Source organism: Vreelandella neptunia (genome assembly GCF_000712975.1).
GTDB lineage: Bacteria > Pseudomonadota > Gammaproteobacteria > Pseudomonadales > Halomonadaceae > Vreelandella > Vreelandella qaidamensis.
Map to the genome: position 1 here is coordinate 128,277 of NZ_JHQL01000005.1, position 15,577 is coordinate 143,853.

The 15,577-nt window shown below is 54.1% G+C and carries 29 protein-coding genes; all 29 read right to left on the reverse strand.

Going from position 1 to position 15,577, the window contains the following annotated elements; all coding sequences use genetic code 11:
- Window positions 1–37 precede the first annotated feature (37 nt).
- The 29 genes from CR46_RS0115060 to rpsJ all read right to left on the reverse strand — a co-directional run bounded on the left by CR46_RS0115060 (window position 38) and on the right by rpsJ (window position 15,434).
- On the reverse strand, window positions 38–1,390 hold the full coding sequence (locus CR46_RS0115060) for a serine hydrolase (protein ID WP_232222403.1): 1,353 nt from the start codon (window positions 1,388–1,390) through the stop codon (window positions 38–40).
- A gap of 264 nt (window positions 1,391–1,654) precedes the next feature.
- A complete protein-coding gene (gene rplQ, locus CR46_RS0115065; RefSeq protein ID WP_030074204.1) occupies window positions 1,655–2,041 on the reverse strand; it encodes a 50S ribosomal protein L17 in 387 nt (128 codons plus the stop codon).
- Between the two features lie 39 nt (window positions 2,042–2,080).
- On the reverse strand, window positions 2,081–3,076 hold the full coding sequence (locus CR46_RS0115070; protein WP_009723881.1) for a DNA-directed RNA polymerase subunit alpha: 996 nt from the start codon (window positions 3,074–3,076) through the stop codon (window positions 2,081–2,083).
- A gap of 125 nt (window positions 3,077–3,201) precedes the next feature.
- Window positions 3,202–3,822, reverse strand: coding sequence for a 30S ribosomal protein S4 (rpsD, locus tag CR46_RS0115075; RefSeq protein WP_030074205.1), 621 nt, complete (start codon window positions 3,820–3,822; stop codon window positions 3,202–3,204).
- 12 nt (window positions 3,823–3,834) lie between these two features.
- On the reverse strand, window positions 3,835–4,221 hold the full coding sequence (gene rpsK / locus CR46_RS0115080; RefSeq protein ID WP_027337525.1) for a 30S ribosomal protein S11: 387 nt from the start codon (window positions 4,219–4,221) through the stop codon (window positions 3,835–3,837).
- 52 nt (window positions 4,222–4,273) lie between these two features.
- Window positions 4,274–4,630 carry a 30S ribosomal protein S13 gene (rpsM, locus tag CR46_RS0115085; protein ID WP_030074206.1) on the reverse strand — a complete coding sequence of 119 codons (357 nt, stop codon included), beginning with the start codon at window positions 4,628–4,630 and terminating at the stop codon, window positions 4,274–4,276.
- A gap of 123 nt (window positions 4,631–4,753) precedes the next feature.
- Complete coding sequence (gene rpmJ / locus CR46_RS18260; RefSeq protein ID WP_009099023.1) at window positions 4,754–4,867, reverse strand: 50S ribosomal protein L36; 114 nt, start codon at window positions 4,865–4,867, stop codon at window positions 4,754–4,756.
- A gap of 28 nt (window positions 4,868–4,895) precedes the next feature.
- On the reverse strand, window positions 4,896–6,227 hold the full coding sequence (secY, locus tag CR46_RS0115090) for a preprotein translocase subunit SecY (RefSeq protein WP_030074207.1): 1,332 nt from the start codon (window positions 6,225–6,227) through the stop codon (window positions 4,896–4,898).
- Window positions 6,228–6,662, reverse strand: coding sequence for a 50S ribosomal protein L15 (gene rplO, locus CR46_RS0115095; RefSeq protein WP_030074208.1), 435 nt, complete (start codon window positions 6,660–6,662; stop codon window positions 6,228–6,230).
- Window positions 6,663–6,665: 3 nt separating this feature from the next.
- Window positions 6,666–6,848 carry a 50S ribosomal protein L30 gene (gene rpmD / locus CR46_RS0115100; RefSeq protein WP_009723888.1) on the reverse strand — a complete coding sequence of 61 codons (183 nt, stop codon included), beginning with the start codon at window positions 6,846–6,848 and terminating at the stop codon, window positions 6,666–6,668.
- A gap of 6 nt (window positions 6,849–6,854) precedes the next feature.
- Window positions 6,855–7,355 carry a 30S ribosomal protein S5 gene (rpsE, locus tag CR46_RS0115105; RefSeq protein ID WP_007111990.1) on the reverse strand — a complete coding sequence of 167 codons (501 nt, stop codon included), beginning with the start codon at window positions 7,353–7,355 and terminating at the stop codon, window positions 6,855–6,857.
- Window positions 7,356–7,366: 11 nt separating this feature from the next.
- A complete protein-coding gene (gene rplR / locus CR46_RS0115110; RefSeq protein WP_009723890.1) occupies window positions 7,367–7,717 on the reverse strand; it encodes a 50S ribosomal protein L18 in 351 nt (116 codons plus the stop codon).
- Between the two features lie 9 nt (window positions 7,718–7,726).
- On the reverse strand, window positions 7,727–8,257 hold the full coding sequence (gene rplF, locus CR46_RS0115115) for a 50S ribosomal protein L6 (protein WP_009723891.1): 531 nt from the start codon (window positions 8,255–8,257) through the stop codon (window positions 7,727–7,729).
- A gap of 9 nt (window positions 8,258–8,266) precedes the next feature.
- Complete coding sequence (gene rpsH, locus CR46_RS0115120; protein ID WP_009723892.1) at window positions 8,267–8,659, reverse strand: 30S ribosomal protein S8; 393 nt, start codon at window positions 8,657–8,659, stop codon at window positions 8,267–8,269.
- Between the two features lie 32 nt (window positions 8,660–8,691).
- Entirely contained in the window at window positions 8,692–8,997 is a 306-nt protein-coding gene (rpsN, locus tag CR46_RS0115125; RefSeq protein WP_009723893.1) for a 30S ribosomal protein S14, read from the reverse strand.
- Between the two features lie 10 nt (window positions 8,998–9,007).
- Complete coding sequence (rplE, locus tag CR46_RS0115130) at window positions 9,008–9,547, reverse strand: 50S ribosomal protein L5 (RefSeq protein ID WP_009723894.1); 540 nt, start codon at window positions 9,545–9,547, stop codon at window positions 9,008–9,010.
- A gap of 18 nt (window positions 9,548–9,565) precedes the next feature.
- Window positions 9,566–9,880 carry a 50S ribosomal protein L24 gene (gene rplX, locus CR46_RS0115135; RefSeq protein ID WP_009723895.1) on the reverse strand — a complete coding sequence of 105 codons (315 nt, stop codon included), beginning with the start codon at window positions 9,878–9,880 and terminating at the stop codon, window positions 9,566–9,568.
- Between the two features lie 14 nt (window positions 9,881–9,894).
- Window positions 9,895–10,266, reverse strand: a complete 372-nt coding sequence (gene rplN, locus CR46_RS0115140; RefSeq protein WP_009723896.1) for a 50S ribosomal protein L14 — start codon at window positions 10,264–10,266, stop codon at window positions 9,895–9,897.
- A gap of 50 nt (window positions 10,267–10,316) precedes the next feature.
- On the reverse strand, window positions 10,317–10,577 hold the full coding sequence (gene rpsQ, locus CR46_RS0115145; RefSeq protein ID WP_009723897.1) for a 30S ribosomal protein S17: 261 nt from the start codon (window positions 10,575–10,577) through the stop codon (window positions 10,317–10,319).
- 1 nt (window position 10,578) lies between these two features.
- Window positions 10,579–10,770 (reverse strand): 50S ribosomal protein L29, encoded by a 192-nt coding sequence (gene rpmC, locus CR46_RS0115150; RefSeq protein ID WP_009723898.1) that lies wholly within the window; start codon window positions 10,768–10,770, stop codon window positions 10,579–10,581.
- Entirely contained in the window at window positions 10,770–11,183 is a 414-nt protein-coding gene (rplP, locus tag CR46_RS0115155) for a 50S ribosomal protein L16 (RefSeq protein ID WP_007112000.1), read from the reverse strand. Before rplP ends, rpmC begins: the two co-directional genes overlap by 1 nt.
- Before the next feature lie 15 nt (window positions 11,184–11,198).
- Entirely contained in the window at window positions 11,199–11,900 is a 702-nt protein-coding gene (gene rpsC, locus CR46_RS0115160; RefSeq protein ID WP_030074209.1) for a 30S ribosomal protein S3, read from the reverse strand.
- Window positions 11,901–11,911: 11 nt separating this feature from the next.
- Window positions 11,912–12,244, reverse strand: a complete 333-nt coding sequence (rplV, locus tag CR46_RS0115165; RefSeq protein ID WP_010626471.1) for a 50S ribosomal protein L22 — start codon at window positions 12,242–12,244, stop codon at window positions 11,912–11,914.
- Window positions 12,245–12,262: 18 nt separating this feature from the next.
- Window positions 12,263–12,538 (reverse strand): 30S ribosomal protein S19, encoded by a 276-nt coding sequence (rpsS, locus tag CR46_RS0115170; protein ID WP_009098993.1) that lies wholly within the window; start codon window positions 12,536–12,538, stop codon window positions 12,263–12,265.
- A 33-nt stretch (window positions 12,539–12,571) separates the two neighbouring features.
- Window positions 12,572–13,402: a 50S ribosomal protein L2 gene (gene rplB / locus CR46_RS0115175; RefSeq protein WP_030074210.1), complete on the reverse strand. Its 831-nt coding sequence runs from the start codon at window positions 13,400–13,402 to the stop codon at window positions 12,572–12,574.
- 17 nt (window positions 13,403–13,419) lie between these two features.
- Window positions 13,420–13,716: a 50S ribosomal protein L23 gene (gene rplW / locus CR46_RS0115180; RefSeq protein WP_009723902.1), complete on the reverse strand. Its 297-nt coding sequence runs from the start codon at window positions 13,714–13,716 to the stop codon at window positions 13,420–13,422.
- A complete protein-coding gene (gene rplD / locus CR46_RS0115185; protein ID WP_030074211.1) occupies window positions 13,713–14,318 on the reverse strand; it encodes a 50S ribosomal protein L4 in 606 nt (201 codons plus the stop codon). The genes rplW and rplD overlap by 4 nt, the downstream gene beginning before the upstream one ends.
- Before the next feature lie 15 nt (window positions 14,319–14,333).
- Window positions 14,334–14,972, reverse strand: coding sequence for a 50S ribosomal protein L3 (gene rplC / locus CR46_RS0115190; RefSeq protein WP_009723904.1), 639 nt, complete (start codon window positions 14,970–14,972; stop codon window positions 14,334–14,336).
- Window positions 14,973–15,122: 150 nt separating this feature from the next.
- Complete coding sequence (gene rpsJ / locus CR46_RS0115195) at window positions 15,123–15,434, reverse strand: 30S ribosomal protein S10 (RefSeq protein WP_009098983.1); 312 nt, start codon at window positions 15,432–15,434, stop codon at window positions 15,123–15,125.
- Window positions 15,435–15,577 lie beyond the last annotated feature (143 nt).

The following is a 15,577-nucleotide window of genomic DNA, read 5'->3' on the forward strand; positions in this document are numbered from 1 at the left end:
AATGGGACACTGGCGGGGTCGCGATTGTCGTGTGGCTTTATAAGCTTGCGTTGACCACCATGCACTCCATACCCTGTGCCTTTAACGACCTACAGGCACGCCTTGCACGCGGTTCATCCAGTGCCACGACCCTAGCGCGGAATACTGTTGTTTGGCCCTCTAGCGCATCGATAGCAACACGTCCACCCACTTCATGGGGTAGTCGTTGAGCTGCTTGACGTGCCAGTTGCTCAGCGCGTGCCGCTTGGCTAAAAGCCCCTACCTGAATGCCCCAGCTATCTGAGGAGATTGCTCCCTGGGGCACTCCGGCAAGCTCTCGCTCACGTTCAAGAAAAACAGCAAGTGGGTCTGGGGCATTGGTTGTAGATGCTTCCGCCGCTTCTTCCATTGAGCGTGAAAGGCGCTCTTCAACTTCGACAGACGGCGTAGAAGAAGCTGGTAAAGGGGACAACCTGGTCGCGGTTAAATCATTCCTAGTAGTGCCGTCACTCGCCAGTACGGGACGACTAGCTGCAGGTGGCGTTGTTACAGGCCGAGAAAGGGGGCGAGCAACAGGACCAGAAAAAGCCATATATTCGCTAGAAAAATTGGTATTCGCCAGCCATGTCTGCTGGTCTCGTAGGGCTGCACGTGCAAAGCTACGGTCTAATAGGTTAGCCATATGAGCATCTCGAGACGCCCCACTAAAGCCCCCCATTACAATTCCCACCAAACGACGACCGTCGTGAACAGCCGTTGTCGCCACGTTAAAACCCGATGCACGGATAAAGCCGGTTTTAAGGCCATCTGCCCCTGGGTAGTTTTTCACTAAACGGTTATGGCTGGTATGGCGGGTACCGCGATAAGTAAATTCTTGCAGCCCAAAATAGTGATAGTACTGAGGAAAGTCTTTCATCACTCGAACGGAGAGGGTCAGCATATCTCGAGCAGTCGTTACCTGTTGATCATCAGGCAGACCAGAGGCATTACGAAAGGTAGTGGCATTCATACCCAGTTCACGAGCTTTATCTGTCATTATTGCCCCAAAGCGTTGTTCGCTTCCTCCTAACGCTTCGGCTACTACGACAGCGACATCATTCGCTGACCGCACTGCTAACGCACGTATAGCAGTATCTACAGGAATAGTACTACCTGCCGATAACCACAATTTAGTGGCTGGCATTGCTGCGGCTTGAGCAGAAACCGGCAGCGGCTGATCTAAACGAAGTTCGCCGCTTTCCAATGCTTCAAACGTAAGGTACAGCGTCATCATCTTGGTTAACGATGCAGGATAGCGACGCTCATCGGCATTCTCGGCGTACAAAACTTCCCCGTTTTCCAGATCTACCACGATACCCGCATAGCGCGGATTTGCCTGGGCAGCTGTCGCAATCCCCAACAGCAATACCATCAGAGACAATGGAAGCCACCAACACGCGACTTTTGTTGAGTACATTCCCCTTGTTGCCATACATGCCCCTTTCTTATTTGGCGTGATGTCGCCTTGCCTGCGAATGTCCTGATTAGCACACTTTAACGATCTAAGACTAGCACGGTAACTCGGCAAGTGAATTAACTAAGCAGTATATCGCTTGGAAACACAATGAATAGACCAAAAAAAACCGACCCTAAGGGGGTCGGTTTTCATTCTTGCTGAGTGACAGCGCAGAGAAACTTACTCTTCTGCCGCTGCTTCTTCAACAACCGGGCGATCTACTAGCTCAACGAACGCCATAGGTGCGTTGTCGCCTGTGCGGAAACCGCACTTGAGAATACGGATGTAGCCACCCGGACGCTCGGCATAACGCGGACCTAACTCGTTGAACAATTTGCCGACGGCTTCTTTAGAGCGCGTACGGGAAAATGCCAAACGACGGTTTGCAACGCTATCCTGCTTAGCTAAGGTAATCAGCGGCTCGATAACGCGACGCAGTTCCTTGGCCTTAGGCAGGGTTGTCTTAATGACTTCATGTTCGACCAGCGAGACAGACATGTTCTTAAACATGGCCTGACGATGCGAGCTGGTACGATTCAGATGACGACCACTCTTACGATGACGCATGGTTGTAATTCCTTACCAAACTGGGACTCGAGTCGACACTCACGCGGAGGCCTTGTCGTCCTTCAGGCTAGCGGGTGGCCAATTTTCCAGCCGCATACCGAGGGACAAGCCACGCGCTGCCAGTACATCTTTGATTTCATTCAAAGACTTTTTACCAAGATTAGGTGTCTTCAGCAGCTCAACTTCAGTGCGCTGGATCAGATCACCAATATAATAAATATTCTCGGCTTTTAGGCAGTTAGCGCTGCGAACTGTCAACTCAAGATCGTCTACGGGGCGCAATAGGATAGGATCAACAAGATCCTCTTCCTCTTCGACTTCCTGTTCTTTGTCAGCTTCCAGGTCGACGAAGGCGGCCAGCTGCTCTTGCAGAATGGTCGCACTGCGACGGATAGCCTCTTCCGGATCCAGTGTACCGTCGGTTTCCAGATCGATAATTAGCTTATCGAGGTCGGTACGCTGCTCAACACGAGCGGCTTCAACCGAATAGGAAACACGCCGAACAGGGCTGAAGGTGGCATCCAGCTGCAGGCGGCCAATTGCACGTGTCTCCTCATCAGAGCCACGAGCGTCAGCCGGTTCGTAACCACGACCCAGCGCTACCTTAAGCTGAATTTTCAGCTCGGCACCTTCATTGACATGAGCAATGACGTGATCCGGGTTGACGATTTCGACGCTATGATCAAGCGCAATGTCGCCAGCGGTGACGACAGCTGGGCCCTGCTTGTTCAGCGAGAGCACCGCCTCGTCGCGGCTGTGCATCTTGATCGCAACATCTTTCAAGTTCAGGAGGATTTCGATGACATCTTCCTGCACCCCTTCGAGTGCACTGTATTCGTGCTCTACACCGGCAATTTCAGCCTCTACCACGGCAGCGCCGGGCATAGACGAAAGCAGAATGCGACGAAGTGCATTCCCCAGGGTGTGACCAAAGCCGCGCTCGAACGGTTCGAGAACGATTTTGGCATGATGTGCGCTGATTTCTTCGACCTTGATGTCGCGAGGGCGAAGAAACTCTGTCACTGAACGCTGCATATGAACACCTTTCAGGCTGCCAAACGGATACTGAGTACTCTAGAGCACACTACTCAAGAGCATCTGGGCGGTTAGCTTTGCTACCCCGCCCAGGTCTCAAGAAGCAGAAATGTAAATCAAACTGCTTACTTGGAGTACAGCTCGACGATCAGGTTTTCGTTGATGTCGGCAGTCAGGTCACCGCGTTCAGGCAGAGCCTTGAAAGTGCCTTCCATCTTCTTGGCGTCGATTTCGATCCAAGCGATGTCGCCACGGTTGGCCGCAATGGTCAACGAGTGTTGAATACGTGCTTGGTTCTTCGCCTTTTCGCGAACAGCTACGACGTCACCGGGCTTCACTTGATAAGAAGCAACGTTAACAGTACGGCCGTTCACAGAAATCGCCTTGTGGCTGACCAGCTGACGCGCTTCAGAGCGAGTCGAGCCAAAGCCCATGCGGTAGACGACGTTATCCAGTCGGGATTCAAGCAACTGCAACAATACTTCACCAGTCGCACCTTTCAGGCGAGCGGCTTCTTTGTAATAGTTGCGGAACTGCTTTTCGAGTACGCCATACATACGGCGTACTTTTTGCTTCTCGCGAAGCTGCAAGCCGTAGTCGGAAAGACGCTGACGACGCTGGCCGTGTACACCCGGGATTTGCTCGGATTTACACTTTTTCTCGAAGGGAGTCACGCCACTCTTTAAAAAGAGATCGGTGCCTTCACGACGAGACAGTTTGCACTTCGGTCCAATATAACGAGCCATGAATCTGTCTCCTTAAACGCGGCGTTTCTTAGGCGGACGGCAGCCATTGTGGGGAATGGGCGTCGCGTCAATGATGCTTTGCACGCGGAAGCCGGCGGCATTGAGAGCGCGCACAGCGGATTCACGGCCAGGACCGGGGCCTTTGACCAGCACGTCTACGTTTTTCACACCATACTCGGCTGCAGCAGTTGCTGCACGTTCACTTGCCACTTGAGCAGCGAACGGGGTGCTCTTACGAGAACCACGAAAACCCGAACCACCGGCAGTTGCCCATGAAAGAGCATTGCCCTGGCGGTCTGTGATCGTCACGATCGTGTTGTTAAAAGAAGCGTGGATGTGCGCTACGGCGTCCACTACCTGCTTTTTAACCTTTTTACGGTTACTACGCGGGTTAGCCATGTTGATGTCTATTCCTGTCTTTACGTCAACTCTCTATTAAAGAGCCTGCGTATTATTTGCGGATCGGCTTACGCGGGCCCTTACGGGTACGCGCGTTAGTCTTAGTCCGCTGACCACGCAGCGGAAGACTACGACGATGACGCAGACCACGGTAGCAGCCTAAGTCCATGAGACGCTTAATATTAAGCGTAACATCACGACGAAGGTCGCCTTCTACGGTGTACTTGCCAACTTCAGAACGCAGGGTATCAAGCTCATCGCTAGATAGATCCTGGATCTTGGCAGTAGGCGCGATACCGGCAGCAGCACAAACGTGCTGTGCGCGGGTACGGCCAATCCCGAAGATATAGGTCAGCGAGATCGCCGCATGCTTGTTGTCCGGGATATTGACGCCTGCAATACGGGCCATCAGCTTACTCCGAAATTTGAGCGGCTTGCTCGTTTATTCATCTACAAAAGGCGCAACAGCATACCCCTTTATAAGCCTTATGGCAAGGGGTATGCCGGCACCCGCTTAAAAACAACCCAGGAATTAACCCTGGCGCTGCTTGTGCCGCGGTTCGATGCAAATGACGCGGACAGCGCCATTGCGACGAATGATCTTGCAGTTACGGCACATCTTCTTTACGGAAGCTCGAACTTTCATCGTTCTCTCCAAATCGCAACGGCGCGCCTCAGCGCGTGATGCCGCCGCTACCGTAGCCTTTCAGGTTGGACTTCTTCATCACCGAGTCATATTGATGCGACATGAGATGCGACTGCACCTGGGCCATGAAGTCCATGATGACCACAACCACGATTAGAAGCGAGGTACCACCGAAGAAAAACGGCACGTTCCAAGCGACTATCAGGAACTGGGGCATCAAGGAAACCGCAGTGATATACAAGGCACCGAACAAAGTAAGACGAGTCATTACTTTATCGATATAGCGAGCGGTCTGCTCGCCGGGGCGAATGCCCGGCAGGAAAGCACCTGACTTTTTGAGATTGTCAGCTACATCCTTGGGGTTGAAGACCAGCGCTGTGTAAAAGAAGCAGAAGAATACCACTGCCGCCGCGAAAAGCAAGATGTAAAGCGGTTGGCCAGGGCCTAACGCTTGTGATGCACGCTGCAACCACTCCATTCCTTCGCCAGCACCAACCCACTGACCAATTGAGGCCGGGAAGAGCAAAATACTGGAGGCGAAAATTGCTGGAATAACACCAGCCATATTCACTTTCAAAGGCAAATAGCTGCTTTGACCTGCATACATCTTATTGCCAACCTGTCGCCTAGGGTAATTCACTTTCAAACGGCGTTGACCGCGTTCGATGAATACCACAAATGCAACGGTAGCAATACCTAGCACTGACAGCGCTAACAGCGGAAGAACATTCCAGGCCCCTTCATTACGAGCAAGCTCGAATGCTTGCCCGACGGCACTGGGCAGCCCAGCAACGATCCCCGCGAAGATTAGCAGCGAAATACCGTTGCCAATACCCTTCTCGGTGATCTGCTCACCTAGCCACATCATAAACACCGCACCTGACACAAACGTAATCACGGCGGTGAAATAGAAGCTAAAGTCAGCGCTGTATGCGATGCCTTGGCTAGCCAGACCGACCGACATGCCGGTCGCCTGGACAAGAGCCAGTATCACCGTGCCGTAGCGGGTGTACTGGCTAATCTTGCGGCGGCCAGCCTCACCCTCTTTCTTGAGCTGCTCAAGATGAGGAGAGACTGCAGTCATGAGCTGCATGATAATCGACGCCGAAATGTAGGGCATTATGCCCAAGGCGAGGACGCTCATACGCTCCAGGGCGCCACCTGAGAACATGTTGAACATGCCTAGGATGGTGCCCTGTTGCTCCCTAAACAAGGCAGCAAGCTGGTCAGGATTGATACCGGGAACGGGAATGTGGGCACCAATACGGTACACCACGATGGCGAGGAGTACGAAGCGCAAACGCGCCCACAGTTCACTCAGACCGCTGCCCATCGCCGGCATATTTCCTGACTTGGCCATTTAGTCCTCTACCTTGCCGCCGGCGGCTTCGATCGCTTCACGGGCACCTTTGGTGACCTTGATACCACGAACGGTAACCGCCTTGTTCAGTTCGCCAGAAAGGATGATCTTCGCGTGAAGCGTCGCATCCTTCAGCACGTTGGCTTGCTTCAGAGTTTCCATAGTGACTTCGTCACCAGCAACCTTAGCAAGTTCAGCCAGACGTACTTCTTCAGATACCAGCGACTTAGCAGACGTAAAGCCAAACTTCGGCAAACGACGCTGTAGTGGCATCTGACCGCCTTCGAAACCAGGCTTGACGCTGCCGCCACTGCGAGATTTCTGACCTTTGTGGCCACGGCCGCCGGTCTTACCAAGACCGGAACCGATACCACGACCAACGCGCTTTTCAGCGTGTTTGGAGCCCGGTGCAGGGCTCAGGGTATTGAGTTTCATGGATTACTCTCCCTCAACGCGCACAAGGTAGTTAACCTTGTGGATCATGCCGCGTACGGCAGGGGTGTCTTCCAGCTCAACCGTGTGACCGATGCGACGCAGACCCAGGCCTTTCATAGTAGCCTTGTGCTTGGGCAAAACGCCGATGGTGCTGCGGATCTGGGTAACCTTGATCGTTGCTGCCATGGTGCCTTACCCCGTGATCGCTTCGACAGACAGACCGCGCTTAGCGGCCACGTCTTCCGGTGCTTGCATGGAGGAGAGACCTTTAACAGTCGCCCGTACCACGTTAACCGGGTTGGTGGAACCGTAGCACTTGGCCAGTACATCATGGACGCCAGCAAGCTCTAGTACAGAGCGCATAGCGCCGCCAGCGATGATACCGGTACCTTCAGAAGCCGGCTGCATGTACACCTTGGAAGCACCATGACGGGCTTTTACCGGGTACTGAAGCGTATGGCCTGCAAGGTTGACCTTGACCATGTTGCGACGAGCTTGATCCATCGCTTTCTGAATCGCGACCGGCACTTCACGCGCCTTGCCACGACCAAAACCGACACGACCTTTACCATCACCAACGACGGTCAGCGCGGTGAAGCCGAAAATACGACCACCTTTGACCACCTTGGCGACGCGGTTAACCTGCACTAACTTCTCTTGCAGATCACCGCTTTGCTGTTCGTTCTTCGCCATCGTAAAACCCTTTAGAATTCCAGGCCGCCTTCACGAGCGGCGTCGGCCAGAGCCTTAACGCGACCGTGATACTTAAAGCCAGCACGATCGAAGGCCACCTGGGTGATGCCTGCTTCTTTAGCGCGTTCAGCAATCAGAGCGCCAACCTTAGAGGCGGCTTCTGCGTTGCCAGTCGCACCCTCGCGCAGTGCTTTGTCCAGCGTAGAAGCACTGGCTAGCACTTTGCCACCATCCGGCGAGATAATCTGCGCATAGATGTGACGCGGAGTACGGTTGACGCACAGGCGATACACGCCCAGCTCGCGGATCTTTGCGCGAGCGCGGCGGGCACGACGGAGACGAGATTCTTTCTTCGCGTTCATAACCCTGCCTTACTTCTTCTTGGCTTCTTTGCGACGCACCTGCTCGTCGGCGTACCGAACACCCTTGCCTTTATACGGCTCAGGGGGACGGAAGGCGCGGATTTCCGCGGCGCACTGGCCGAGCATCTGCTTGTCCGCGCTTTTCAGCACGATCACGGTGTTCTTCGGCGTTTCCGCTGAGACACCCTTAGGCAGTTCATAGTCGACCGGGTGCGAGAAGCCCAGTGAAAGATTGAGCGTCTGGCCCTTAGCTTGGGCACGATAACCGACGCCTACAATTTCGAGAGTTTTTGTGAAACCCTCGGATACGCCCGTTACCAGGTTCTGAACCAAGGCGCGGGTAGTACCGGCCATTGCCCAGCTCTTGGCAGACTCACTCGGGGCGAAGGTCAGCTGACCATCTTCTTGACCAATCACCACATCTTGGTGAATGGTCATAGATAGTGTGCCCTGGCCGCCTTTGGCGGTCAGCTGGCCAGCATCGATTTTAATCTCGACACCAGCAGGCACTTTAACCGGATATTTCGCTATGCGGGACATTCCAGCCTCCTAGAATACGGTGCAGATGACTTCGCCACCGACGCCTGCTTGGCGCGCGGCACGATCGGTCATGACACCATTAGAGGTGGTGACAATCGCGATACCCAGACCATCGGCGACCTTAGGCAGGTTGTCCTTGCCCTTGTATTGGCGCAAAGACGGCTTGGAAACCCGCTGAATGTGCTCAATAACCGGCTTACCCTCGAAGTACTTGAGAGTAACGGTCAGCTCGGGTTTAACGCCTTCAGCCACCGTAAAGTCGGTAATGTAGCCTTCTTCCTTTAACACGCGGGCCACTTCAACTTTCAGCTTGGAGGACGGCATGGTAGCCGTCTCCTTGGTGGCCATCTGCGCATTGCGGATACGGGTAAACATATCCGCTAGAGTGTCTTGCATGCTCATTTAATGTGCGCTCCTGATGATTCGACGTGACGTTACCAACTGGACTTTTTCAGACCAGGGACGTCGCCACGCATGGCGGCTTCACGCAGCTTGTTACGGCCAAGGCCGAACTTGTTGTAAAAACCGTGCGGACGGCCAGTGACGCGGCAGCGGTTACGCTGACGCACCGGGCTTGAGTCACGCGGCAGTTGCTGCAGCTTCAGCGTCGCCTCGAAACGTTCTTCTTCAGAAGCGTTCACGTCCGAGATGATTTTCTTGAGCTCTGCGCGCTTAGCCGCATACTTCTCGACTAGCTGAGTACGCTTGAGCTCGCGCTCTATCATACTTTTCTTAGCCATGATCCAACCCTTATTTCTTAAACGGGAAGTTCAGTGCCGCTAATAGCGCACGACCTTCCTCGTCGGTGTTGGCGGTAGTAGTGATAGTGACGTCCAGCCCCCGGATACGATCGATCTTATCATACTCGATCTCTGGGAAGATGATCTGCTCACGCACACCCATTGAGTAATTGCCGCGACCGTCAAAAGACTTCGGATTGAGACCACGGAAGTCACGCACGCGGGGAATCGCAATGTTCACCAAACGGTCCAAGAAGTCCCACATACGCGCTGAGCGTAGTGTAACTTTGACACCAATCGGCCAACCTTCGCGCACCTTGAAGCCCGCGATGGACTTGCGTGCCTTGGTCACCAACGGTTTTTGACCGGAGAGTTTCTCCAGGTCGCCGATGGCATTATCGATCAGCTTTTTATCGCTGACCGCTTCGCCGATACCCATGTTCAGAGTCACTTTCGTGATCCGGGGTACCTGCATTACGTTGGCGTAGCTGAACTGCTCTTTGAGCTGAGCCACGACCTCGTTTTGATAACGTTCTTTCAAGTTCGCCATTTTGCTACCCGACTCGCGTTAGGCGTCGATCTGCGTCTGCGTCGACTTGTAGATACGTACCTTGGTACCGTCTTCCTTAACTTGGAAGCCGACGCGATCCGCCTTACCGGTCTCCGAATTGAAGATGGCTACGTTGGACGCGTGAATCGGAGCCTCACGCTCGACGATACCGCCCTGATTTCCCGCCATGGGATTAGGCTTGGTGTGACGTTTAATCATATTCACACCGGACACCACGAAACGGTTTTCTAATACCCGCTTAACAGTGCCACGCTTGCCTTTATCCTTCCCGGCGATGACGATGACTTCATCGTCACGTTTGATCTTTTGCATATCCGCCTCGCTCCTTACAGCACTTCAGGCGCTAGGGAAATGATCTTCATGAACTTCTCATTACGAAGTTCACGAGTTACCGGCCCGAAGATACGCGTGCCGATCGGCTGTTCGTTGGTGTTATTCAACAAAACTGCCGCATTTCCATCGAAACGGATCAGCGAACCGTCACTACGACGGACGCCACTACGGGTGCGAACGACTACCGCTTTCAGCACTTGGCCTTTTTTGACCTTACCGCGCGGAATCGCTTCCTTCACCGTTACCTTAATGACGTCACCAACGCGAGCGTAGCGACGGTGTGAACCGCCTAACACCTTGATGCATTGCACCCGGCGCGCTCCGCTGTTGTCGGCGACATCCAGCATTGTCTGAGTCTGAATCATCGGTTTTCTCCAAACCTAATCTGACTGCACTGGTTGAACAGACAAGGGGATTAACCCTTGGCTTGTTCGACCACCTCGACCAGCGTCCAAGCTTTCTTCTTGGAAAGCGGACGGCACTCCTGAATGGAAACCGTATCGCCTGCCTTAGCCTGGTTCGCCTCATCATGGGCGTGCAGCTTGGTGGAGCGCTTGACGTATTTTCCGTAGATCGGGTGACGCTCACGACGCTCGATCATTACGACGATGGATTTATCCATCTTATCGCTCACCACCTTGCCGGTGAGCGTACGTGTTTTTTTCTCTTCGGCCATCTTATTCACCTGCCTTCTCGTTGAGCATAGTCTTCACGCGGGCGATATCCCGGCGGACCTGCTTGAGCAGATGAGTCTGGCTCAGTTGGCCAGTGGCCTTCTGCATGCGCAGGTTAAACTGCTCGCGGAGTAGCTCGAGGAGTTGCTCTTGAAGCTCTCCTACGGACTTTTCACGAATTTCCTGGGCTTTCATCACATCACCGTCCGTTTAGCAAAGGTGGTGGACAAGGGCATCTTCTGTGCGGCCAACTCAAATGCTTCACGGGCCAGCTCTTCAGATACACCTTCAATTTCGTACAGGACCCGACCCGGTTGGATCTGGGCTACCCAGTACTCAACGGAACCTTTACCTTTACCCATACGAACTTCGAGCGGCTTCTTGGAGATCGGCTTATCAGGGAAGACGCGGATCCAAATTTTACCGCCACGCTTAACGTGACGTGTGATCGCACGACGGCCGGCTTCGATCTGGCGCGCAGTAATGCGGCCACGACCGGTTGCTTTGAGACCGTACTCCCCGAAGCTGATCTTGCTTCCGCGATGCGCCAGGCCACGGTTGCGGCCTTTCATCATCTTACGGAATTTCATACGCTTGGGCTGTAACATCGACTCGCTCTCCCCTTACCTGGAACCTTTCTTCTTGGGCGCGTTGCCGGCAGGCTGTTGCTTAGCCTTGGCACGTACTTCCTCGATACCACCGAGGATTTCGCCCTTGAAGATCCACACTTTGACGCCGATGACGCCGTAGGTGGTGTGAGCTTCGTAAGTGGCGTAGTCGATATCCGCACGCAACGTGTGCAACGGAACGCGACCTTCGCGGTACCATTCGGTACGTGCGATTTCGGCACCACCCAGACGACCTGACAGCTGAATCTTAATGCCGCCAGCGCCAAGACGCATTGCGTTCTGTACCGCGCGCTTCATAGCACGACGGAACATGACGCGACGCTCAAGCTGACCCGCTACGTTAGCAGCGACTAGCTTGGCATCCAGCTCCGGCTTGCGAACTTCTTCAATGTTCACATGAACCGGAACGCCCATCATCTCGGTGAGATCACGACGCAAACGGTCGACATCTTCACCTTTTTTGCCAATCACGATACCCGGACGGGCAGTGTGAATGGTGATGCGGGCATTATTAGCCGGACGCTCGATGTGAATGCGGCTTACGGAAGCGTTTTTCAAACGCTGTTCCAGGAAGCTGCGCACTTCGAGATCATTATTGAGCTTATCGGCATAGGCGCCGCGCTCGGCATACCAGACAGAAGCATGGTCTTTGACGATGCCCAGTCGAATGCCTGTTGGATTGACTTTCTGACCCATCTGGTCGACTCCTACTTCTCGGCTACCTTGACGGTGATGTGACAGGTGCGCTTCAAGATACGATCCGCACGCCCTTTGGCACGCGGCTTGATACGCTTGAGCGTCATGCCCTCATCGACGCAGATGGTCGAGACACGCAGCTCGTCTATATCCATGCCGTTATTTTCTTCCGCGTTTGCAATGGCGGACTGCAGCACTTTCTTAACCAGCTTGGCAGCCTTCTTCGGTGAGAAGGTCAGCAGGTCGAGTGCTTCGGCGACCGGTTTACCGCGCACCTGGTCAGCCACCAAACGGGCCTTCTGGGCGGATAAACGAGCGCCACGCAGCTTAGCTGTGACTTCCATCTCTCAATCCTCTCTGGCTTACCGTTTGGCTTTCTTGTCCGCCGCATGCCCGCGATAAGTGCGAGTAGCAGCGAATTCGCCCAGCTTGTGACCAACCATTTCCTCGGAGACATGCACCGGGACGTGTTGGCGACCGTTATGGACAGCGATTGTGAGGCCTACCATGTTTGGCAGGATCATCGAACGACGCGACCAAGTCTTGATCGGTTTGCGATCGTTCTTCTCCACTGCAGCCTCTACCTTCTTCAAAAGATGAAGGTCAATGAAGGGACCTTTCTTTAGTGAACGTGGCACAGCCGTTACCTCTTAATGTCTTGGCAATTTAGATCAACGCGTCTTATTACGACGACGAATGATCAGCTTGTCGGTGCGCTTGTTCTTACGCGTCTTGTGACCCTTAGTCGGCACGCCCCATGGGGATACCGGGTGACGACCACCACTGGTGCGGCCTTCGCCACCACCGTGCGGGTGATCGACTGGGTTCATCGCGACACCGCGAACAGTCGGACGCACGCCTCTCCAGCGCTTCGCACCGGCCTTGCCAAGTTGACGCAGGCTGTGCTCAGAGTTGCTCACTTCACCCAAGGTCGCGCGGCATTCAGCCAGTACTTTACGCATTTCGCCAGAGCGAAGACGCAAGGTGGCATAATTACCTTCACGAGCGACCAACTGGGCGCTAGTACCGGCACTGCGAGCAATCTGCGCGCCTTTGCCCGGCTTCAGTTCGATACCGTGAACGGTAGAACCAAGCGGGATGTTGCGCAGCGGCAAAGCATTACCTTTCTTGATGGGCGCGTTTACACCAGATTCCAGCACGTCACCCGCGCTGACACCTTTCGGTGCAATGATGTAACGACGCTCGCCATCAGCGTACTTTAGCAGTGCAATGTGCGCACTGCGGTTCGGGTCGTGCTCCAGACGCTCAACAGTGGCAGGAATGCCATCTTTTGTGCGCTTGAAGTCGATCAACCGATAGTGGTGACGATGACCACCGCCCACGTGGCGAGTGGTGATGCGACCGTAGTTGTTACGGCCACCGGACTTGGACTGTTTTTCCAAAAGCGGTGCATAAGCACGGCCTTTGTACAGTTCTTCACCAACGATCTTAACGACGTGGCGACGACCGGCGGATGTGGGTTTGGTCTTGACGATTGCCATTATCCGTACTCCTGCCCTTATTCGGCGCCAGAGAAGTCTTCGAGCGTTTCACCCGCAGCCAGGGTCACATACGCTTTGCGGTAACCCTTACGCAGGCCAACGCCGTGAGCAGTACGCTTAGTTTTACCCTTCACGTTCAATACTTGAACGCTGCCGACCTTCTTGCCGAATAGTGCTTCAACGGCTTTCTTGATCTCGGGCTTGGTAGCATCAGATGCCACTTTGAAAACGTACTGGTTGCGCTCGGCTGCCATCGCGGCCTTTTCGGTCACGTGCGGTCCAAGCAGAACCTTAAATACGCGCTCCTGGTTCATGCCAGCTTCTCCTCGAATTTACGCAGGGCGGAGACGGTGACCAGAACCTTATCAAAGGCAACTAGGCTCACCGGATCAGCTGCAGCGACATCCACCACGTCAACGTGGGGAAGGTTGCGTGCGGCCAGATAGAGCTTCTCGTCAATTTCTTCAGTAACGATCAACACTTTCTCAAGGTTGAGCTCTTTCAGCTTGGCAGCTACCTGCTTGGTCTTCGGCGCTTCAACGCTAAACTCTTCAATAGCGATCAGACGCTCTTGACGTACGAGTTCAGACAGGATGGAACGCATCGCCGCACGGTACATTTTGCGGTTTACTTTCTGGCTATGGTCCTGAGGACGCGCCGCGAAAGTTACGCCGCCGCTGCGCCATAGCGGAGAGCGGATAGTACCGGCACGTGCACGACCGGTACCCTTCTGACGCCACGGCTTTTTACCACCACCACGTACGTCGGAACGGTTCTTTTGAGCGCGAGTACCTTGACGGCCACCAGCCAAATAGGCAGTTACCACCTGGTGAACCAGCGCTTCGTTGAATTCTTTGCCAAAAGTGGCGTCGGCTACTTCAACGGTACCCGTGCCTGCAGCAAGATTCAGATTCATTGGTAATTATCCCCTTCAGCGAGCTTTCACGGCGCTGCGAACGATAACATCGCTACCGGTCGCGCCCGGAACAGCACCTTTGATCAGCAGCAGGTTACGCTCGGCGTCGACACGGACGATCTCAAGGCTCTGTACGGTGCAACGGGCATTACCCATTTGACCGGCCATTTTTTTGCCTTTAAATACGCGACCCGGGGTCTGACACATGCCGATAGAACCCGGCGCGCGGTGCGACAGGGAGTTACCATGCGTGTTGTCTTGGGTACGGAAATTCCAGCGCTTAACAGCACCCTGGAAGCCTTTACCCTTAGAGGTGCCGGTCACATCAATCATTTGACCAGCTTCGAAGAGGGATACGGTGAGTTCGCCACCCACTTCTGGAGATTCTTCGCCTTCTGCAAGACGAAATTCCATCAGTGAACGACCAGCCTCAACACCCGCCTTGGCAAACTGACCCGCTTGCGCTTTGGTGAGGTGCTTGGCTTTGCGAGAACCTGTGGTGACCTGAACCGCTGCATAACCGTCAGACTCAAGGGTCTTAACGCGCGTTACACGGTTAGGATCAACTTCAATAACGGTCACGGGCACAGAAGCGCCATCTTCGGTAAAGACACGGGTCATCCCGGCCTTTTTACCGACTAAACCGATAGTCATACTCAGTCTCCTATAGTGTACGGGGCTATCACCCGCTATGGCTGCCCTTTCCAGAGCATTCCACTAGCACATTGTGTGGCGCCTCACGGCGCGGCGGCTGCTGCTCATTCTAAAAATTAATGAGCGCTGGGCCGCGAGTGTCTAGTGTAATTAGTCGAGCTTGATTTGCACGTCTACGCCAGCGGCGAGATCGAGCTTCATCAATGCATCAACAGTTTTCTCGGTTGGCTCAACAATATCGAGCACACGCTTGTGCGTACGAATCTCATACTGGTCACGCGCATCTTTGTTGACGTGCGGTGAAATCAGAATGGTGTAACGCTCGCGGTTGGTCGGCAGCGGGATCGGACCACGAACCTGAGCACCAGTACGCTTAGCGGTTTCAACGATTTCCGCTGTGGACTGATCAATCAGGCGATGGTCGAACGCTTTCAACCGAATGCGAATCTTTTGGTTCTGCATTTGCCCTAAACTCCAATGGATGTCGACGGCGCGAGCCGTCTACCCACGCATTCAAAGGATGCGCATTATAGGCACGCCAAAAGCCCATGTCAAACATTTGCTATTGGTGCGCAGAAAAGGGGGCTCTAACGAGCCCCCTTGAT